16 protein-coding genes and 1 pseudogene are annotated in these 19838 nt (G+C 70.6%); 10 read left to right on the top strand and 7 right to left on the bottom strand.

The annotated features are described in order from the left end of the window. Nucleotides 1-57 precede the first annotated feature (57 nt). The 4 genes and pseudogenes from nusA to AB0I03_RS18520 all read left to right on the top strand — a co-directional run. On the top strand, nucleotides 58-1092 hold the full coding sequence (gene nusA, locus AB0I03_RS18535; protein WP_360414280.1) for a transcription termination factor NusA: 1035 nt from the start codon (nucleotides 58-60) through the stop codon (nucleotides 1090-1092). Nucleotides 1093-1099: 7 nt separating this feature from the next. Beyond that, nucleotides 1100-1441, top strand: a complete 342-nt coding sequence (locus AB0I03_RS18530) for a YlxR family protein (RefSeq protein WP_360414491.1) — start codon at nucleotides 1100-1102, stop codon at nucleotides 1439-1441. 80 nt (nucleotides 1442-1521) lie between these two features. Then, nucleotides 1522-4455, top strand: coding sequence for a translation initiation factor IF-2 (gene infB / locus AB0I03_RS18525; RefSeq protein WP_360414277.1), 2934 nt, complete (start codon nucleotides 1522-1524; stop codon nucleotides 4453-4455). A 95-nt stretch (nucleotides 4456-4550) separates the two neighbouring features. Next, nucleotides 4551-5252, top strand: a pseudogene (locus tag AB0I03_RS18520) (class I SAM-dependent methyltransferase); the annotation flags it as partial. A 654-nt stretch (nucleotides 5253-5906) separates the two neighbouring features. Here AB0I03_RS18520 and AB0I03_RS18515 read toward each other — a convergent pair. The 3 genes from AB0I03_RS18515 to AB0I03_RS18505 all read right to left on the bottom strand — a co-directional run bounded on the left by AB0I03_RS18515 (nucleotide 5907) and on the right by AB0I03_RS18505 (nucleotide 8404). Continuing rightward, nucleotides 5907-6554, bottom strand: a complete 648-nt coding sequence (locus AB0I03_RS18515; RefSeq protein WP_360414488.1) for a response regulator transcription factor — start codon at nucleotides 6552-6554, stop codon at nucleotides 5907-5909. Continuing rightward, a complete protein-coding gene (locus AB0I03_RS18510) occupies nucleotides 6545-7810 on the bottom strand; it encodes a sensor domain-containing protein (RefSeq protein ID WP_360414274.1) in 1266 nt (421 codons plus the stop codon). The genes AB0I03_RS18515 and AB0I03_RS18510 overlap by 10 nt, the downstream gene beginning before the upstream one ends. Before the next feature lie 75 nt (nucleotides 7811-7885). Next, nucleotides 7886-8404 carry a DUF6069 family protein gene (locus AB0I03_RS18505; RefSeq protein ID WP_360414271.1) on the bottom strand — a complete coding sequence of 173 codons (519 nt, stop codon included), beginning with the start codon at nucleotides 8402-8404 and terminating at the stop codon, nucleotides 7886-7888. Between the two features lie 155 nt (nucleotides 8405-8559). Here AB0I03_RS18505 and AB0I03_RS18500 point away from each other — a divergent pair, with 155 nt between their 5' ends. From AB0I03_RS18500 to truB, 4 genes are all read left to right on the top strand, one after another. Continuing rightward, nucleotides 8560-8856: a DUF503 domain-containing protein gene (locus AB0I03_RS18500; RefSeq protein WP_360414268.1), complete on the top strand. Its 297-nt coding sequence runs from the start codon at nucleotides 8560-8562 to the stop codon at nucleotides 8854-8856. A 138-nt stretch (nucleotides 8857-8994) separates the two neighbouring features. Further along, nucleotides 8995-9441: a 30S ribosome-binding factor RbfA gene (rbfA, locus tag AB0I03_RS18495; protein WP_360414265.1), complete on the top strand. Its 447-nt coding sequence runs from the start codon at nucleotides 8995-8997 to the stop codon at nucleotides 9439-9441. Next, the gene (locus AB0I03_RS18490; protein ID WP_360414262.1) at nucleotides 9438-10763 is read left to right on the top strand and encodes an MATE family efflux transporter; all 1326 of its coding nucleotides are present in this window, start codon (nucleotides 9438-9440) and stop codon (nucleotides 10761-10763) included. Before rbfA ends, AB0I03_RS18490 begins: the two co-directional genes overlap by 4 nt. A gap of 237 nt (nucleotides 10764-11000) precedes the next feature. Further along, nucleotides 11001-11939, top strand: a complete 939-nt coding sequence (truB, locus tag AB0I03_RS18485) for a tRNA pseudouridine(55) synthase TruB (protein ID WP_360414485.1) — start codon at nucleotides 11001-11003, stop codon at nucleotides 11937-11939. A gap of 134 nt (nucleotides 11940-12073) precedes the next feature. Here the strand turns inward: truB and AB0I03_RS18480 are convergent, their stop codons facing one another. Continuing rightward, nucleotides 12074-13021, bottom strand: coding sequence for a helix-turn-helix domain-containing protein (locus tag AB0I03_RS18480; protein ID WP_360414259.1), 948 nt, complete (start codon nucleotides 13019-13021; stop codon nucleotides 12074-12076). Nucleotides 13022-13072: 51 nt separating this feature from the next. On the opposite strand from AB0I03_RS18480, the gene AB0I03_RS18475 reads away from it, so the two are divergent. Continuing rightward, nucleotides 13073-13720 carry a disulfide bond formation protein DsbA gene (locus AB0I03_RS18475; RefSeq protein WP_360414256.1) on the top strand — a complete coding sequence of 216 codons (648 nt, stop codon included), beginning with the start codon at nucleotides 13073-13075 and terminating at the stop codon, nucleotides 13718-13720. Between the two features lie 129 nt (nucleotides 13721-13849). Here the strand turns inward: AB0I03_RS18475 and AB0I03_RS18470 are convergent, their stop codons facing one another. After that, complete coding sequence (locus tag AB0I03_RS18470; protein ID WP_360414253.1) at nucleotides 13850-14362, bottom strand: DUF3145 family protein; 513 nt, start codon at nucleotides 14360-14362, stop codon at nucleotides 13850-13852. A 393-nt stretch (nucleotides 14363-14755) separates the two neighbouring features. Here AB0I03_RS18470 and AB0I03_RS18465 point away from each other — a divergent pair, with 393 nt between their 5' ends. Then, nucleotides 14756-15106 carry a hypothetical protein gene (locus AB0I03_RS18465; protein WP_360414250.1) on the top strand — a complete coding sequence of 117 codons (351 nt, stop codon included), beginning with the start codon at nucleotides 14756-14758 and terminating at the stop codon, nucleotides 15104-15106. Nucleotides 15107-15314: 208 nt separating this feature from the next. On the opposite strand, the gene AB0I03_RS18460 is transcribed toward AB0I03_RS18465, so the two are convergent. Beyond that, nucleotides 15315-17153 carry a protein kinase gene (locus tag AB0I03_RS18460; protein ID WP_360414247.1) on the bottom strand — a complete coding sequence of 613 codons (1839 nt, stop codon included), beginning with the start codon at nucleotides 17151-17153 and terminating at the stop codon, nucleotides 15315-15317. A 66-nt stretch (nucleotides 17154-17219) separates the two neighbouring features. Next, nucleotides 17220-19814, bottom strand: a complete 2595-nt coding sequence (otsB, locus tag AB0I03_RS18455) for a trehalose-phosphatase (protein WP_360414244.1) — start codon at nucleotides 19812-19814, stop codon at nucleotides 17220-17222. Nucleotides 19815-19838 lie beyond the last annotated feature (24 nt).

Genomic DNA, 19838 nt, shown 5'->3' with positions numbered 1-19838 from the left:
CGGCTCGCACGCCTTGAACGGCCGCGGTGAGGACAACTCAAGACTTAAGGAGAACGGGTGCATATCGACCTGGCCGCGCTGCGGTCGCTGGAACGCGAGCGCGACATCCCTTTCGAGACCATCCTCGGCGCTATCGAAACGGCGCTGCTGACCGCCTACAAGCACACCCCCGGGGCCGATGAGCGCGCGCGAGTAGTGGTGAACCGCGACAGCGGGATCGCCAATGTCCTTGTGCCGGTGCTGAACGAAGAGGACGAGGTCGTCTCGGAGCGCGACGACACCCCCGAGGGCTTCGGCCGCATCGCCGCCCAGACCGCGAAGCAGGTCATCCTCCAGCGGCTCCGCGAGGCCGCCGACGAGGTCAACTACGGCGAGTACTCCGGCAAGGAGGGCGACATCGTCACCGGTGTCGTCCAGGCCCACGGCGAGCGCAACGAGCGCGGCATCGTCACTGTGGACCTCGGCAAGATCGAGGCCACCCTGCCCCTCAACGAGCAGGTCCCCGGCGAGAACTACGAGCACGGCAAGCGCATCCGCGCGATCGTCATCCAGGTGAACCGCACCGCCCGCGGCCCCCAGATCACGTTGTCGCGCACCCACCCCGCCCTGGTGAAGAAGCTGTTCGCGTTCGAGGTGCCCGAGATCGACGAGGGCGCCGTGGAGATTCCGGCCATCGCGCGTGAGGCCGGTCACCGTTCCAAGATCGCGGTGCGCGCCACAACGAAGGACGTCAACGCGAAGGGCGCGTGCATCGGCCCGATGGGCTCGCGCGTGCGCGCCGTCATGAGCGAGCTCGGCGGCGAGAAGATCGACATCGTGGACTGGGACGCCGACCCCGCGCGTTTCGTCGCGAACGCCCTGTCGCCGGCGAAGACCCTGTCGGTGCGGGTGGTCGACGAGTCCACCCGGTCCACTGAGGTGATCGTCCCGGACTATCAGCTTTCGCTCGCGATCGGCCGCGAAGGCCAGAACGCCCGCCTCGCCGCGCGCCTCACGGGATGGCGGATCGACATCAAGTCCGACGCGCACGTCTCCGGCGGCGCGAAGGAGGAGACCGGCCCGGCCGGTGGCGGTCGGCGGTCCGGGAGGTAGACTGAATATCGGATCGCAACGTGACGCAGCGGTTGTCCGCACTTGTGTGGGCTGCCGCAGACGCGCATCGGCCACTGAGCTGCTGCGCGTCGTCGTTCAACGCTCTGAGGGTTCCCTGAATCGCTTGGTTCCGGACCCGCAGCGCCGCCTCAGCGGCCGCGGAGCACATGTGCACCACGACCTGAACTGCCTTGACCAGGCAGTTCGCAAGCGTGCGTTCGCCCGAGCCCTCAGAATAGAGGGGACGGCAGACGTTGAAGCGGTGCGAGCCCATGTCGAGTCGGAGTCGGCCGAGAGGCCGACTCCCGCACACGAAGCAGGTAGAGACCGAATGAAGACCACGCGATGAAGTTCTTCGAATGAACACGTTGCTAGTCGGTAGATAAGGTCGGCGGGCGCTGCCCGTACGACCTCGAATTGAGGAGTGCAGTGGCAGCAAAGCCCCGCGTACATGAACTTGCCAAGGAACTGGGCACGACGAGCAAGGAATTGCTCTCCCGCCTCGGTGACATGGGCGAGTTCGTGAAGTCAGCGTCGAGCACGGTCGAAGCGCCAGTGGCGCGTCGACTGCGGCAGGAATACGACGCCGCACAGGGCGCCCCGGCAGCGTCGGCCGGGAAGACCGAGTCCCCGACGCCTGAGCCCGCCAAGGCCGCGGCCCCCAAGGGCCCGCGCCCGGCGGCACCGAGCCCGTCCAAGATCATGCAGGCCAAGGTCGAAGCCAAGGACGCCAAGTCCGAAGCCAAGGCCGAGGCCGAGGCGAAGAAGGCCGAGAAGAAGGCCGCCCCGAAGCCGGGTGCGGCCGCCGGCCCGAAGCCGGGCCCCAAGCCCGCGCCCGTCGCGCCCCAGCCCGAAGTGAAGCCCACGAGCGCCCGCGACATCGAGGTGGCCGCGGAGCAGAAGCGCGCCGAGGAACTGGTCAAGCGCCAGCAGGAGCAGGCAGAGGCCGCCAAGCGCGCCGCCGCTGCTCCGAAGCCCGGCCCCAAGCCCGCTCCGGCCGCCCGTCCGGGCGGCCCGAAGCCGGGCCCCAAGAACCCGTTCGGCGTCGGCAACGCCGGTGCCAAGCCGCGTCCCGCCGCCGCTGACGGCGGCGCGGAGCGCCCGGGCGGTCCCCGTCCGAGCCCGCGCATGATGCCCCCGCGGCCGAACCCGGGCATGATGCCCGGTCGTCCCGCAGGCGGCGGCCGTGACGGCGGCGGTCCCCGCGGGGCCCGCGGCGGCGGTCGCGGCGGCCCCGGTGGCGGCGCAGGTCGTCCTGGTGGCGGCGGCGGTCGTCCCGGTGGCGGCGGCGGCAACTACCGCGGCACCTTCGGTGGTGCCGGCGGCGGCACCGGTGGCGGTGCCGGTGGTGCGGGCGGTTCCGGTCCTTCGACCGGCACGCCCACCCCGTACCGCGGTGGCGGCGGTCGCGCAGGCGGCGGCGGCAAGGCCCGCGGCGGCGGTGCGGCCGGTGCGTTCGGTCGCGGCGGCCCCCGAGGCAAGAGCCGCAAGTCGCGTCGTCAGCGTCGCCAGGAGTTCGACAACCTCGCAGCGCCGAGGATGCAGTCGGGCGCTCCGCGCGGCAACGGCGAGACCATTCGCCTGGCCCGCGGCGCGTCGCTCTCCGACTTCGCCGACAAGATCGGCACCCTGCCGGGCACGCTCGTCCAGGAGCTGTTCGGCCTGGGCGAGATGGTGACGGCCACGCAGTCCGTGTCCGAGGACACCTTCACGCTGCTCGGCGCCCACCTCGACTGGGACATCAAGATCGTGTCCCCCGAGGAAGAGGACCGCGAGCTGCTCTCGCAGTTCGGCATCGACCTCGACGCCGAGGACAAGGACACGTTCGTCGCGCGTCCCCCGGTCGTCACGGTCATGGGCCACGTCGACCACGGTAAGACGAAGCTGCTGGACGCGATCCGCAGCTCCAACGTGGTCGCCGGCGAAGCGGGCGGCATCACCCAGCACATCGGCGCGTACCAGGTGCACGTCGAGCACGAGGGCGAAGACCGCGCGATCACCTTCATCGACACCCCGGGCCACGAGGCGTTCACCGCCATGCGTGCTCGCGGTGCGAACGTCACGGACATCGTGGTGCTCGTGGTCGCGGCCGACGACGGCGTCATGCCGCAGACCGTGGAGGCTTTGAACCACGCGAGTGCCGCCGGCGCTCCCGTCGTGGTGGCGGTCAACAAGACCGACCTCCCCGACGCGAACCCGGGCAAGGTCCGCCAGCAGCTGACCGAGTACGGCCTGGTCGCCGAGGAGTACGGCGGGCAGACCATGTTCGTCGACGTGGCCGCCAAGCCGCGCATCGGCATCGCGGAACTGCTCGAAGCGGTGCTCCTCACCGCCGACGCCTCCCTTGAACTGGAAGCGTCGGAAGAGGGCAACGCGCAGGGCATCGCGATCGAGGCGCACCTCGACAAGGGCCGCGGCCCTGTCGCGAGCGTCCTGGTCCAGAAGGGCACGCTGCGGGTCGGCGACTCGATCGTCGCCGGCGGGGCCCACGGCCGCGTCCGGGCGATGCACGACGCCGACGGCAACCGCGTCACCGAGGCGACCCCGTCGTTCCCGGTGCAGGTGCAGGGCCTCGCGTCCGTCCCGATGGCGGGGGACGTGTTCCTCGCCGCCGACGACGACCGCATGGTCCGGCAGATCGCCGAGCAGCGTCAGGCTCGCCGCCGCGCCGCTCAGCAGGCGTCCCGCGTCTCGCGCACCACGCTCGAGAACCTCATGGACAAGATCGCCGAGGGCGAGCGCACCACGCTCTCGCTCATCATCAAGGGCGATGGCGCCGGTTCGGTCGAGGCCCTCGAAGAGGCCCTGGTCGCGCTGGAGATCCCCGAGGAAGTGCACCTGCAGGTCATCCACCGCGGCGTCGGTCCGATCACCGAGAGCGACGTCAACCTCGCCGCGGCGGGCGACGGCGAGTCGGCGACGATCATCGCCTTCAACGTGCGAGCCGAGGGTCGCGTCCGCGACATGGCCGAGCGCGAAGGCGTGGACGTCCGGTACTACACGGTCATCTACCAGGCGATCGAAGAGATCGAGACCGCGCTCAAGGGCATGCTGAAGCCCGAGTACGAGGAAGTCGCGCTCGGCACCGCCGAGATCCGCGAGGTCTTCCGCTCCTCGAAGCTCGGCAACATCGCCGGTGCGCTGGTCACGAGCGGTTCGATCAAGCGCAACGCGAAGGTGCGCCTCATGCGCGACGGCAACGTCGTCATCGAGACGACCATCTCCTCGCTGCGCCGGTTCAAGGACGACGCGACCGAGGTCCGCGAGGGCTTCGAGTGCGGTTTCACCTTGAAGAACTACAACAACATCGAAGAGGGCGACATCGTCGAGGCCTTCGAGATGCGCGAGAAGCCGCGCCTTTAGTGCGACTGCTCGAAACCGAAGCCGCAGCGCGGCTCGGCGAAGCCTTTCGGGGCTTCCGCCGGGCCGCGCTGTCGGCCGTCTACGGCGACCAGGCGATGCACGCCGCCGACCGCGGCGACTACCGGGCCCTCCTCGCGCAGTGCGGGGACGACCGGCTCGGGGTGTGGACTCGGCTGTTCGTCGCCGGTGTGCCCGTGCTCGCCGATGCCGCGTCAGCGGCCTTGGCGCCCTTCACGTTCGATGAAGCGCTCGACTGCGGACTCTTGGAGCCCCTGGACTGCGGCCGCCTCTCGGGCGACGGCGAGGTCGCGGCCGGCTGGGGCGCCCAGTTCGAAGGCAAGCGGCTGCTCTTCTCGGACCAGCTGCCGAACACGACGGGCGGGCGGATGCGCGAGCACGTGCTCGGTATCGGCGGCGCCTCGAAGCTCCTCATGGACGCCACGCTGCGCGCTCCGGTCGGCAGTGCCCTGGACCTGGGGACCGGCTGCGGGGTCCAGGCGCTCGGCCTGGCCGAGCACGCCGACAGTGTGACCGCCACCGACCTGAGCGAACGCGCGGTGGCCTTCGCCGCGCTGAACGCCGTCGTGAACGGCGTGGAGCTCGAACTCCTGCAAGGCGACCTGCTCGCGCCGGTGGCGGGCCGCAGTTTCGACCTCGTGGTCGCGAACCCGCCGTTCGTGATCGGTACGCCCGGATCCGGTTGGACGTACCGGGACGGCGGCCGGGAGGCCGACGGCCTCGCCGCCGAACTCGCAGCGGCCGCGGCAGGCCTGCTCAACCCGGGCGGCACCATGCAGTTCCTCGCGAACTGGCTGCACGTCGCCGGCGAGGACTGGGCTGAACGTGTCGCGGGCTGGTTCCCGGACGACGGCCTCCAGGTGTGGGCCGTGGAGCGCGAGCGGCTCGACCCGCTCGACTACGTGCGCACCTGGCAGCGCGACTCCGGCGAGGACCACGACGCCGCGCAGGCCGCGGCCTGGCTCGACTGGTTCGAGTCCGCTTCCGTTGCGGGCGTGGGCTTCGGCTTCATCAACGTCCGCCGCGTCGCAGGCCCGACGACCGTGGTCTGCGAGGAGGCCCGCCACGCGGTCGAGACCCCGTGGCGCGACCGCGTAGCTGACTGGTTCGCGGTGCGCGCCAAAGACCTCGAGCCCGAAACGCTGTGGCAGGCGAAGCTCCGCGTCGCCGACGGCGTCGTGCTCCAGCAGACCGCCGGGATCGGAGACGAAGGCTGGGACGTCGATCGCCAATGGCTCCAGCAGTCCGGCGGCATGCGCTACGCCGAAGAACTGGACCCGCTCGTGGTCCAGTTCATGGGTGCGTGCACCGGCGAAGCCGAAGTGCGCCTCCAGGTCCAGCTCCTCGCCGACACGTACGGGGCAGAGCCTGCGATGCTGTACGCCCAGCTCTACCCCGTGATCCGCCGCCTCGTCGAACGCGGCTTCCTCGAGTTACGACCGCAGGTAGGCCAGGACGGCCTTGACCCTGCGGTGGTGGTCGCCGTCCTCGCTGCTGAGCGTCAGCTTGGTGAAGATGTTGCGGATGTGCTTCTCGACCGCGCCGTCGGAGATGAAGAGCTTCTTCCCGATCGCCTTGTTGGAGTGGCCCTCGGCCATGAGGCCCAGGACCTCCTTCTCGCGGGGGGTGAGGGTCAGGACCGGGTCGTTCTTCCTGCGGCGCACCATGAGCTGCGAGACGACCTCGGGGTCGAAGACCGTGCCGCCCCCGGCGACCCGCTTCAGCGAGTCCATGAAGTCGTCCACGTCGATCACGCGGTCCTTCAGCAGGTAGCCCACCGCGCCGCGGGCGTCCGCGAGGAGGTCGTCCGCGTAGGAGACCTCCACGTACTGGCTGAGGATGAGCACCGGCGCGCCCGGCACGAGCTCACGGGCGCGGGTCGCGGCCCGCAGCCCCTCGTCGGTGAAGGACGGCGGCATCCGCACGTCCACCACCGACACGTCGGGCTTGTGCTCGACGACGGCCTCCACGAGGGCGTCGCCGTCGCCGACCTCGGCGACCACGTCGCAGCCGAACTCCTCCAAGAGCCTGACCAGGCCGGAGCGGATGAGCACTGCGTCATCGGCCACCACTACACGCACGGAACCTCCACGACGATCACTGTCGGACCGCCGTCGGGGGAGTCGATGGTCCACTGGCCCTCGACGGCTTTGACCCGGTCGGTGAGACCCGAGAGCCCGTGCCCCTTCGAGACGTGCGCGCCCCCGATCCCGTTGTCGCCGACCGAGAGCACCAGCCTATCCCCCCAGTCCTCGACCGCCACCGTCGCTTTGGTCGCCTGCGAGTGCTTCGCGATGTTCGTCAGGCACTCGGCGGTCACGAAGTACACGGTGCTCTCGACGCTGGCCTTGTAGCGGCCGTTGAGGTTCGTCTCCAGCTCCACCGGCACGAGCGAGCGCGCCGCGAGCGCCGCCAGCGCCGCCGCGAGGCCCCGGTCGGTGAGGATCGGCGGGGCGATGCCACGCGAGAGCGAGCGGAGCTCGTCGATGGTCTCCCGGGTCTGCGCGATCGCGGCCTCCAGGGTCGCCTGCGCCGCTTCGGGGTTGGTGCCGAGCTGGCGTTTGACGCGGGCCAGTTCCATGCCCAGGCCCACCAGCCGCTGCTGCGGGCCGTCGTGGATGTCGCGTTCGATCCGGCGCAGCGCGTCGGCCTCGGCGGAGGTGGCCGCGTTCCGGGACTCCTCGAGCTGGTCGATCCGCTCGTGCAGGCCGCTGATGGAGGTGAGCATGCCTTTGCCGACGAGCGCTTGGGCGAGCGCCAGGCCGCGCAGGACGGGGACGAGCGTCAGCGCCATGATCACGCCGCCGATCATCGCCAGGATCGACCGGGCCAGGTACGAGTCGCCCCAGCCGAGCCATGCCGTGGCGTACTGCAGGCCGTCGTCGTTGTCGCCGTTGGTCGCGGCGTCGATGATCCACGAGTAGGCCGGGTACAGGAGCGCGGCGGCGGTCGCGGCCCACCACGAGATCGCGACCGCGAACCCCGCGATGGCGATCGGCAGGATCGCGACGGCCCACAGCACGTTGAGCCACGACTGGCCGTCCGTGAGCGGGGTCAGGTACCGGCGCAGCGCCGACGCGTCTTCGCGGGCGCGCTTGTAGCGGGGGCGGGGCAGCTCGCGCCGCAGTACCGCGGGGAGCATCGACCGGCCGGCGGCGGCCATGCCGCGCATAGCGAAGAGGGTGGCGGCGGCGATGGGCACGCCGATCCAGATGACGGCGGTGCCGACGCCGAGCACGGTGCCGACCACGCCGATGATGAAGGCGGGCAAGGCGATGAAGAACATCGACAGGAGATAGCCGGTGTCGATGCCCAGTTGTCGCAGGGTTGTACGCATGCGTCAACACTAGAAAGGCCGGGCCGCAGTCGCGACCCGGCCGTCCTGTGTCTTCGTGGTAGGGACAGCCCTACCTCAGTACGCTGCCGCCCCAGGCTGGCGCGGTTCGCGCGTCGCGATCCCGGCCACGGAGTTGAGCAGGCTCAGGATGCAGAGCCCGATGACGAGGTTCAACCCGGCCGTCGCGATCTGCGAATCCAGATCGGCCACGACGGTGAACGGGATGAGCACGCCCACCGCGATCACCAGCAGCATGATCCAGACGAAGAAGCTCATCGGACGCGGCATGAGCAGCAGCAGCATGTGCACGACTGCGGTCGCGAGGATCGCGACGCCGAACGCGCCGCCCGCGTAGGTCGTCGTGGTCGCGTCGCCGTACGCCCCCGCATCCGACGGCGACAGGATGTGGATGCCGAAGACCCCGCGCACGAGCAGGATGCCCACCAGCGCGACCAGCGCGGCGACCACGGCCGTGCCGAACCCGCCCGCCCACAGTTTCGCGGCGTCGACGGAAGGCCGCTGCCGGGGCTCGGCCGCCGACGGATAGCGCCTCGTAGGGTCGTTCTCGGCCCAGCCGCCTTGCGGTGCCGACATGGTTCCTCCCTCTCGGCGAAGATCGCGGACCGCCCGGAACGGCCCGCTTCTCGGCCTCATGGTGGCAGTTACCCGTGATGGAGGTCGCGAAACCGTTGTTTTCGGACAGCTGAAAAGATCTTGGGGATGTCAGGGCCTGCGCGTAATCTAGAGCGGTGTTCACCGGATGCGCAGAATTCGACCTCCTCCTCCCGCAGGACTCCCGTTCGCTGAAGGCCAAGCGCTCCTATGTGCGCCCGATCGTCGCCTCGCTGCGGAAGTACGAGGTGGCGGTGGCCGAAGTCGGCGACCAGGACGTGCACGGCCGCACCACCATCGGCGTCGCCGCAGTGGCGGGCGAGCACCGGCACGTGCAGGAACTCCTGGACGCCTGCGAGCACCACGTCGCGGGGCGACCCGAAGTGGACCTCCTGAGCGTCAGGCGGCGGGTCTTCGGCCCGGAGGACGAATAGACGCGGCAGCGTCGGCAACACCAGTAGCGGCACGCCCTACGGGCGAGCGGCAGAACGGCCCCGGGGGCGCTCGGCGGGCCGTGCAGGAGTATGGCGCATCCGAACCGAGGTGCGCGTCGAGCGGAAGGCAGGAATGCGATGGCAGACGCGGCGAAGCGAGCCCAGGTTTCCAAGCGGGTCATGGAGTTGACCGCCCAGGCGGTGCGCAAGCTCAAGGACCCCCGGGTCGGCATGGTCACCATCACTGATGCGCGCATGACCCCCGACCTGCGCGAAGCGACGGTCTTCTACACCGTCCTCGGCGACGAAGAGCACGTCAAGGCCTCCGCGGCCGGTCTGGAGCGCGCCACCGGGCACCTCCGCACCACCGTCGGACGCGCCCTCGGGATGCGCCACACGCCGTCCCTCACCTTCGTGGCCGACACCGTCCCCGACCAGGCCAACCGCATCGAGGAACTTCTCGCGAAAGCCGCCGCGGCGGACGCCGAGGTCCACAAGATCGCCGAAGGCGCCGCCTACGCGGGCGACGAGAACCCGTACATAGAGAAGGACGCTGAGGAGGACTCGGAAGAGCCCACCCGGTGACCCCGGCGCCGCAGGACGCCGCCCCGCGCCCGGCCTCGTACCGGCGCATCGCGTCCCTGGCGGTCCCGGCCCTGGTCGTGCTCGCCGCCGAGCCGATCTACCTCCTCATCGACACGGCCGTCGTCGGCCACCTCGGCGCGGTACCGCTCGGCGGCCTCGCCCTCGGCGGCGTCATCATGGGCCTCGCGCCGTTCGTCGGCGCGGTCCTCGCCTACGGCACCACCGCCCGGGCCTCCCGCCGCTACGGCGCCGGAGACCGGCCCGGCGCGGTGGCCGAAGGCGTCCAAGGCACCTGGCTCGCGCTCGCCGCCGGCCTGGTCATGATCGTCGCCTTCCAGTTCCTCGCCGGCCCCGTCGCCGGACTCATGGGCGACGACCCCGCCGTCGAGGCCGCCGCGGCCGAATGGCTGCGCGTCGCCGTGCTCGGCGCCCCGTTCCTGCTCGTGGCCGGCGCCGGCCAGGGCTGGATGCGCGCGGTCCAGGACACCAAGCGCCCCATGTGGTTCGTGACGGCCTCGTTCCTGCTCTCGGCCGTCCTCGCGCCGATCCTCGTCTACCCGGTCGGCCTCGGCCTGGTCGGCTCAGCCTGGGCCAACGCCGTCGCGCAGGCCGTCTCGGGCGTGCTGTTCCTCCTGGCGCTGCGCCGCGAACGCGTGCCCCTGCGCGTCGACCGGGCACTCATGTCGAAGCAGCTCGTCGCCAACGGCGACTTGATCATCCGCGGCATCGCCTTCCAGGTCAGCGCCTTCTCGGCCACCGCCGTGGCCGCCCGCGTCGGCACCGTGGCGCTCGGCGCGCACCAGATCGGCATGCAGCTGTGGTTCTTCGCGGCGCTGGCGCTCGACGCCGTGGCGATCGCGGCCCAGGCGCTCATCGGCGCGGACCTCGGCGCGGGCCGGCCCGCCGCCGCGCGGGCCTCCGCGAAGCGGCTGACGATCGTCGGCCTCGGCTACGGCGTGGCCTTCCTCGTCGCGGTGCTCTTGCTGCTCCCGGTCCTGCCCGGCCTGTTCACCGCCGAAGCGGGCGTGCACGAGCAGCTCGGCCGCATCTGGCCGTGGCTCGTGCTCCTCCTGCCGGTGGCGGGGGTGGTCTTCGCGCTCGACGGCGTGCTCATCGGCGCGGGCGACCTGCGGTTCATGCGGAACATGACCGTCATCTCGATCGCGAGCGGACTGCCGTTCACGTGGCTCACGCTCGTCTTCGGGTGGGGCCTCTCCGGCATCTGGGGCGGCATCGCCGTCTTCATGCTCGTGCGCCTCGGCCTGATCCTCTGGCGTCTGCGCTCGGGTGAGTGGGCCGTCACCGGAGCCGAGCGCTCCTGAAAACTCTTGTCCCACTATGTGAATTCCTCACAGAACGTGACCTGAACCTTCGTTAAGGTGTCGAGGATGAAGACTGATTCATCGACACGACGGAAGCGCCGCACCCGTCCCAATACTTGGGACGAGGAGAAGGCGGAGGCACTGCGCGCCCTTCAGGAATCGCTCGACCGGCACCAGTAGCCACCCGCGCGGCGGGCGCGGTCCGGGGCGCGGTTAGCCTCTACGACCGTGACCACAGTGCCGCCCTCATCCGCGCAGCCCGCATCCTCGAAAGCCGCGCGCCCGGTGCAACCGGGCCTCATCGTCGTAGACAAGCCGCAGGGCATCACCTCGCACGGCGTGGTGTCCCGGATGCGCCGCATCTGCGGCACCCGCAAGGTCGGCCACGGCGGCACGCTCGACCCGATGGCGACCGGCGTGCTCATCATCGCGGTCGGCAAGGCCACCAAGCTGCTGACGTACGTGTCCGGCCTTGACAAGTCCTATGCCGCGACCATCCGGCTCGGCCAGTCCACGGTCACCGACGACGCTGAAGGCGATGTGCTCGCGAGCGCCGACGCCGCTGCGGTCGCCGACGCCGCGATCCGCGACGGCCTTGCGGCCATGACCGGCGAAATCGACCAGGTGCCGAGCGCGGTGAGCGCGGTGAAGATCGACGGCCAGCGCGCCTACAAGCGGGTGCGCGACGGCGAGACCGTGGAGCTGAAGGCCCGGCGCGTCACGATCGCCTCCATCGAGGTGGTCGCGATCCGGCGCGAGGGCGAGTTCGTCGACGTGGACGTCGACGTGTCGTGCTCTTCAGGCACCTACATCCGCGCGATCGCACGCGACCTCGGCGACGCACTCGGGGTCGGCGGCCACCTGACCGCGTTGCGGCGCACCAGGATCGGCGGCTTCGGCATCGACACTGCGGCGACCCTGGAGACGCTGGGGGAGCGGTCCGAGGCGGGCGAGCCGCTGGGCGTGCTCGCGATGGGCGAGGCGGCGGCGCGGCTCATGCCGACGCGCACGGCGACTGAGGCCGAGGCGAAGGCGCTGTCGTACGGCAAGCAGCTCGACGCGGTCGGCATCGAAGGGCGCTACGCGGTGCTCAGCGCGGACGGCGACCTGCTCGCGGTCATGGTCGAGAAGGACGGCAAGGCCAAGCCGGAGACGGTCTTCGCCGCGGCTTCCTGAAACGCGAGCGAGATGACCCCGAACGGGGTCGCCGGGAGGCATCGCAGTGTCGTACCCCGCTGGCACCGTTGAAGACCGGGGGCCCAAACCCGAAGGTCCCGAGGGCTTTCGCAATGCCTGCGGTTCGGCGGGCCTCAGCTTCCTTGCGACTGCGCTGCGGCGCGGAAGGCGATCGGGGTCGTGCCGGTTCGCTGGGCGAAGAACTTGTTGAAGTTGGTGGCGCTGCTGAAACCGAGCCGCTCGCCGATGCGGGCCGCCGGGATCGGCGAGCAGGCGAGCATCCGCTTGGCCTCCAATATGACCCGACGATCGATGAACTCCTTTGCCGGAATCCCCGCCGCCGCGAGCGTCGCGCGCGACAGCGTCCTGGGGGAGTAGGCGAGCGCCTCAGCGTAGTCGCTGAGCCGCCGCGAGTTCGCGAAGTCCCGCTCGACCGCGTCCCGGAACGCCAGGTACACCTCGCTCGGGTCCGGACCCGCCTGCGGCGCAGGCAGACTCGCCACCCGGAGCACCAGCACGGCGAGCAGGTGCCGCAGTACCTGCAGCCGCGTGTCCAGCGCCAGCCGGTCCGCCGAATGCTCCCATTGCAGCTGCGTGGTCGCCGCGCGCAGCAGCGCGTGGTCGTCCTTCTGGGGGACGCGCACCGCCGGGGCGTGCGGGTCGTCGACGCACACGCCGATCGCCGTGTCGGGGTCCAGGAACTCGGTCGCGAACCGAATCACAATGCCCTCGGCCTGGTCGAGGCCGCGCCACTGCTGCACCTGGCCCGGCCGCGCCCACAGCCACTGGGTCGGCGCGAGGGCGTGCTCGGTGAAGTCCACCGAGTGCCGCATCGCACCGGAAGTGAGGGTGAGCAGGCAGTGCCGGTCCGACCGGAACGGCCGCGCCAGCGCGGGAGCGTCGCCGCTCGCGCGCAGCCGAGCGAGCGTGAGGATCTCGATCAAGGGATCGCGGCCGTCGTGCGTGGCCGGCTCCGAAGCGGGCGCGAAACTGCGGCCCGTTATGTCGTCTTGTCGCGTATTCACCAGCATCGACGGCAAGTTTATCCCTTTTATCGTGGTTCCACGTTGTGTCTCGATCATAGGGCCGAGCCGCCCAGAGAACTTGTTTAAATTTGAAGTAGTGTAGTGCGCATGGCTGAAACCAAGACTGTCGACTTCTGGTTCGACCCCGCCTGCCCTTGGGCGTGGATGACCTCCCGCTGGATCCTCGAGGCCGCCAAGCTGCGTCCGATCAACGTCCGCTGGAACGTGATGAGCCTCTTCGTGCTCAACGAGCCGAAGCTGGACGAGCTTCCCGAGTTCTACCAGAACCTCCTGCCCAAGACCGTTCCGGCCGTGCGCGTCGCGACGGCCGTGGCCGAGCAGTACGACAACGAGACCCTCGGGCGCCTCTACACCGCCCTGGGCAACCGCATCCACCTCGGCGGCGAGAAGGACGCCGAGGTCTACATCCCGGCCGCGCTCGAGGCCGTCGGCCTCCCGGTCGAACTGGCCGACGCCGGCAAGACCGAGGAGTGGGACGAGGCCCTCAAGGCCTCGCACCAGCGCGGCATCGGCCTCGTCGGCACTGACGTCGGCACGCCCGTGGTGGCCGTCGAGAACGACGAGGGCGTGCAGGTCGGGCTCTTCGGTCCCGTCGTCACCCCCGCGCCGATGGGCGAGGCCGCCGCGAAGCTGTGGGACGGCGTCTACGCCGTGGCCACCACCCCGGGCTTCTACGAGCTCAAGCGTTCGCGCACCGACGGCCCGAACTTCGACAACCTCACCGCCGAGCTCTAGGCGGCGCGAACGAACTGAGGCGGGCCCCGCATGTCGCGGGACCCGCCTCGTAGTGTCTTGCGCCGGCGGAGCCGGTCTGCAGTGGCGTTCGGCGGCGCCGGCTGCAATCGCCGCTAAGCGCCAGTGCCGCTAACCGACCTGGGACAGCCAGGACTGCTCGGTGCCGCCCGCGGCCTGCCGGTAGGGCCGCAGTTCCCGGTCCCACTCCAGGCCCAGCAGCTGGTCCAGCCCATTGCGCAGCGCCTCGGCGCTGGTCGTGGTCGCCAGCAGCGCGCGGATGCGGTCCTCGGCGATCATGATCTCGCCGCCGGCGCTCATCGCCGCGCGGTAGATGCCGCGGCCGGGGACGTGCATGATCCGCTCGCCGTCGACGCCCGCGCTCGGGTCCTCGGTGATCTCGAAACGCAGCATCGGCCACTGCGCGAGGGCCTTCGCGAACTCGGCGCCCATGCCGGCGTAGCCGGTCCAGGGGCGCTCGGCGCGCATGGTGGCGCGCTCGACGTGCTGCGGGGTCCATCCGAGCTTCACGCCCTGGCCCGCCGCGGAGCCGGAGCGCTCCAGGACACGTCCGATCGCCCACTCGACATGCGGGCAGACCGCAGACGGGCTGGAGTGGATGTAGATCACGCCGCGTGTCTGCATCGCGCACCTCCTTGGGAATCGGCGTATCTGAGTACTGGCTCACTCCTTGTGGTCATTTCATTACGACTTGAAGTCGTGCAACGGGTATCGGCCGGGATGAGAGTGGGATGAACTCGAACCCGGCACGCTATTCCGCTCAGTTACATACTGACAGCTTCGAAAGCATCGCGCTAGGCTTAAAGCGCCCCGGGGGCTCACTTTTTCGATCATTCGATGCGTCACACCCGGTACGTGTGCTAGTTGCCGCACCCCGCGGCTGAGCTAGACTTGCGCATGACCGGCGGACTGTCGGTTTTCTTTTGTGGTCCAACCCAGGTTCAGAGCCCGCCTTTCGAGCTGCTCTCCCTGCGCCGGGCCGAAGATTCGTCGTAACGACATGGTGAGGAGACCGGCGTGGCAGCCAACACTTCCAAGACAGCACGCGCTTCCGTCAAGGCCGGCCAGAAGGGCGGCTCCGCTGGGGGACTCAACGTCCTCGGCGAGTTCAAGTACCTGATCCCGCTCAACAACGGGAAGCACGTGTACCTGCGCAACCTGACCAACGGCAAGACGCTGCACCTGGCCACCGGCTCTGAGGCGTTCACCGAGGCCGTCAAGGCCCTCGCCGCCGCCGGCCACGGCGCGAAGATCAAGGCCGAGATCGAGGGCCTCGCCGCCAAGCTCCCCGCGGAGCAGGGCTGGGACACCACCCTCAAGACCCTCGAAGAGGCGGACGCTTTCGCCGCCGAGGCCGTCGCCGCCTAGGTTTCGCACCCGCGACGTTCGCGCTCCATGCCCGCGAGGGCGTGGAGCGCTTTTTCGTTCTCGGATCCGCGGCACTCCCGAATTGCTCGATCGCCTGTTCGAGTGTGTCTATGCAAATTGCGGTTCGCAGTTAATCGGAAGCACTCCGAATGCGCCCTCGAAGGCGCATGCCTCCCCCGATCGGACGATCCCCATTGGGACGAGCGTCTCAGTCCGCCAGATCGGCGGTGCAGACCGGTTCGGACATGGGGATCGTGTTGTAGTCCCACAGTGCGCTCACCGTGAAGCAGTACTCCTCGCCGGGGATCAGGCCGGCCGCGGTGAACTCGGTCTCGAGGGTGCCGTCGGGATTGAGCGGCTCGGCCTTTTCGTCGCCGACCCGCTGGGCGAAGACGATGTACCGCAGGCTGTCGGTGCTCTCAGGCGGCGCCGTCCAGGTCAGGACCACCTCGCCCTCGTTCCAGGACTCGATCGCCAGCTGCTCGACCGCGGCGCCGTCGTCCGTGTTCGCCTGGTCGAGGTCATCGGGCCCTTGGTTCGGGGTCAGGAGCCACAGCCACACGGTCATGATGCCGCCGAGCAGCACCGTGATCGCGAGGCCGAGGAACACGTACGACTTGAGGCTCCGCTCGTCCTTCTGCTTCGGCTGGACCTGCTTGGGGGCCTTGTACGCCTGGGGTTTGCGCGGCTTGGAGCCGTCGCGGCCGATCACCGGCGGCGCGAACACCTGCTCCTGCGGGGACGCCTGCTGCATCTGCGGCGACTGCTGCCCGCTCCACTGCATCGGCGGCGGCTGCATGCTCACCGGCGCCTGCGGCGGCGCGGAGTACGGGGCGACGCCAGCATGGAGCGCGGCCTGCGGCGCGCCGGAGAACGGCTGGGCGCTCATCGGCGCCCCCGAGAACGGCTGCCCGCTCATCGGCACGCCCGAGAACGGCGCGGCCGAGACAGGGCCGCCCTGCGTCCCGCCCTGGGCGAGGCCGTCGAGCTGCGCGTACCGCGGGTCGACCGCGTGGCCCAGCTCCCCGGCGTAGCCGCCCGTGCGGCCCCCGGTGAGGCCGCCGCCGAGCGTGCCGCCCCGGTCGGGCTGCGCCATCGGGTGCACGGGCGCGAACGGGTCCAGCGGCACCCTGGTGCCGCGCGAGGCGACCTCGGGCCGGTAGACCGTCTCCTCGTTGCTCACGTCGCCGATCACGGCGGGCGCGGCGGCCTTGCCGACCCCGCCGCCGTACATCCCGCGCTGGAGCTCTTCGGCGAACGCCTGCCCCGAAGCGGGGCGGCGGGCCGGGTCGCGCGAGAGGCCGCGCACGAGCAGGCTCTCCAGCCACTCGGGCACGTCGTCGCGGGGGAGTTTCGGCGGCGGCGCGTCGGAGGTGACGCGCTCGCGGTGCGTGTCCGGGTCGGTGCCGCCCTCGGGGTTCGCGAACGGCGCGTACCCGGCGAGGAGGTGCCACATGCTCGACGCGAGGCTGAACAGGTCGCTCGCGGAGGTCTGGGCCTGGCGCAGCAGCGCCTCGGGGGAGGCGTGGAGCGGGGTGAGCTTGTCGATCGCGGCGGTCGCGGCCAGCGAGGCGGGCGTGCGCGCGATGCCGAAGTCCGCCAGCGCCGGCCCGTACTGGCCGCGGAGGATGTTCTGCGGCTTGACGTCCCGGTGGAGGATGTCCGCGCTGTGCGCGGCCTGGAGGGCCTGGCCGATCTTGATGCCCATGTCGATCACGTCGTCCACGGGCAGCGGCCCGTCGACCTTCAGGATCGCCGAGTAGGAGCCGCCTTCGCAGTACTCCATGACGATGTACGGCTGCCCGGCGTCGGTGTGGCCGGTGTCGATGATCGAGACGATGTGGGGGTGGTTCGAGACCGCGACGGTGGCCTCGAGTTCCTTCTCGACCGAGTCGGCGGTGGTCATGTCGTCGTCGACGAGCAGGACCTTCACGGCGACCGTGCGGTCGAGCCGCTCCTGGACGGCGGTGTAGACGAACGCGGTCGACCCGTGCGCGACCATCGTGAAGTCGCGGTAGCCGGGGATGGCAGGAGTGGGGGAGCTCAAGGCGAGGGCTTCCTGTCAGGATGCATTTGCAGTCCTGAACAGAGTAGCCCTCGCCTTGAGGGTGCCTCAGATGCGTCCGCTTTGGCCGTTCAGCAGGTTCGCGACCCGGATGAGGCCCAGGTGCGAGTACGCCTGCGGGTGGTTGCCCAGGCCGCGCTCGGCGATCGGGTCCCACTGCTCGGGCAGCAGCCCCGTGGGGCCCGCGCACGCGAGGATCTGCTCGAACAGCTCCTCGGCGTCGGTCCGGCGGCCCACCTGCAGGTACGCCTCGGCGAGCCAGGCGGCGCAGATGATGAACCCGCCCTCGGTGCCCGGCAGGCCGTCGTCGCGGTGGTAGCGGTAGACCGTCGGGCCCGAGCGCAGCCCGGCCTCGATCTTGAGCACGGTCCTGAGGTAGCGCGGGTCGTCCGGCGGGAGCAGCCCGGAGAGGCCGATCCACAGCGAGGCGGCGTCGAGGTCCTCGTGGCCGTACGCGGCCGTGTAGGCCCCGGCCTCGTCGTTCCAGCCCAGCTCGAGCACGTTCTTCGCGATCTGGTCGCGCAGCTCGTGCCAGTCGGGGCCGTACTCCATGCCGAAGTGGTCGGCGACCTTGAGCGCGCGATCCACGGTCACCCAGCACATGACCTTCGAGTACACGTGGTGGCGGGGGGCCTGGCGGGCCTCCCAGATGCCGTGGTCGGGCTCGTGCCAGCGCTTGGCGACGGCCTCGACCATGCTCCCGAGGACCTGCTGCTCGAAGTCCGAGAGGTGCCCGCGGCGCTGCGCGACGGCCTCCACCAGCATCGCGACGGGGCCGAACACGTCCAGCTGGACCTGGTTCGACGCCGCGTTGTTGATGCGCACCGGCCGCGCCCCGGCGTACCCGGGGAGCGTGTCGATGATCGCCTCGGGGCTCGGGGCCATGCCCTCGATGTCGTAGAGCGGGGCGAGCCGCTCAGGGTGGCCCGCGGTGCGCTCGAGAATGCCGGCGACCCACGCGAAGTACGCCTCGGCCTCCTGGAGCGAGCCCAGGTCGACGAGGGCGTTCGCGGTCATCGCGGCGTCGCGGATCCAGCAGAACCGGTAGTCCCAGTTGCGGACGCCGCCCAGCTCCTCGGGGAGCGAGGTGGTGCCGGCGGCGAGGATCGCGCCCGTGGGCTGGTAGCAGAGCGCCTTGAGCGCCAGTGCGGAGCGGGAGACCATCTCGGTCTCCACGCGCGGGAGCTTCAGCGAGTCAGACCAGTTGCGCCAGCCGGCCTCGGTGGTGCGGCGGCGGACGTTGACGGCGGGCTTCCACTCGTCGAGGCTCGCCGAGCCGGAGCGCATCTCGAGGACCAGGTTCCCGCCGATGGCGGCGAGGTCGACGACGGCGACGGCGAGCGAGTGCTGGCCGTCGTACTCGATCTGCCAGTCCACGCCCGGTGAGCGCAGGCTGATGGGCTCGCGGCCGCCGAGGACGTGCAGGCCGTCGTCGCCGACGGGCTGGAGCTGCACGGGCAGCTGCCCGAACTCGGGGCGCGGCGCGAAGGTGATCTTGACGGGGACCTCGCCGGTGATCTCGCGGACGAGGACGGTGGCGTTGAGGTCGCCGCGGCGGCGCGGCGTCGAGTCGAGCCAGTCGGTGACCGCGAGGCCCGGCCAGCGGGTCTCGACGGTCATCGTGCCGGACACGTACCGCTGCCCCAGGGGGATGCCGGCGTTGACGGGCTGGACGCTGAAGTGCCCGGCGTGCTCGCCGCCGAGCAGGTCGGCGAAGACCGAACCGGAGTCGGGCCGCGGGTGGCACATCCAGGTGACGCGCCCGTCGGGCGTGAGCAGCGCGTGGTTGGCGCCGTCGGCGAGCATCGTGTGGCGCTCGATGAGCTGCGCCGATTCGCCTTGGAGCCAGGCGCGGCGGGTGTCGACGAGGCGGGCGAGGAGCTTCGCGACGTCTTCGGGGTCGCCGATGCGGTACGCGGCGCGGGTGGGGCCGGGGCCGATTCTGACGCCGACGTCCGGGCCGTGCAGGTGCGCAAACGCATTCTCGTCGGTCACGTCGTCGCCCAGGAAGAGGACCGCGGAGGCCCCCAGCTGGTGGCGCAGCTTGTCGAGCGCGTCGCCCTTGTGGGTGGTGACCACCGACAGGTCGACGACGGCCTTGCCCTCGGTGGTCTGCACGCCGTCCCAAGTGGACGGTCCCTCGTGGACGTCCTCGACCGCGCGCCTCGCGTCGGCCTCGGTCGCCTCGCGGACGTGCAGTGCGCACCCGGCGGGCTTGGGCTCGACCCGGGCGCCCTCGTAGCGTTCGGCGATCGCGGACAGCTCGGCTACGAGCTTGTCGCGCAACCGCTGGTCCTCGCTGGAGAGCGCCCGGGTGAAGCCGACGTCGAACTCGGATCCGTGGGACCCGACCAGATGGATCTCGGAAGGGAGGCGGGAGAGCGCCGCCAGATCCCGCAGTGCCCGGCCGGAGATGACCGCGACCTTCGTCTGCGGCAGGTTCGCCAGCGTCCGCAGAGCCGAGACCGACTCGGGAAGCGGCATGGCCTGCGAAGGATCGGTCACGATCGGCGCGAGCGTGCCGTCGTAGTCGCACGCGATCAGCAGCTGCGGAACGCGGGCGAGCAGTGTGAGGGCCGAGCGCAGCTCCTCGGAGGAGCTGAAGTCCTCCGGCGCGGGGCCCTCAGGGCGTGGTGCGGTCATCGTGGCGTATCTCTCCAACACCGT

The sequence above is a fragment of the Glycomyces sp. NPDC021274 genome (assembly GCF_040641195.1).
In the GTDB taxonomy this organism is placed as follows: domain Bacteria; phylum Actinomycetota; class Actinomycetes; order Mycobacteriales; family Micromonosporaceae; genus Glycomyces.
This window is presented reverse-complemented; position numbering and strand designations above follow the sequence as displayed.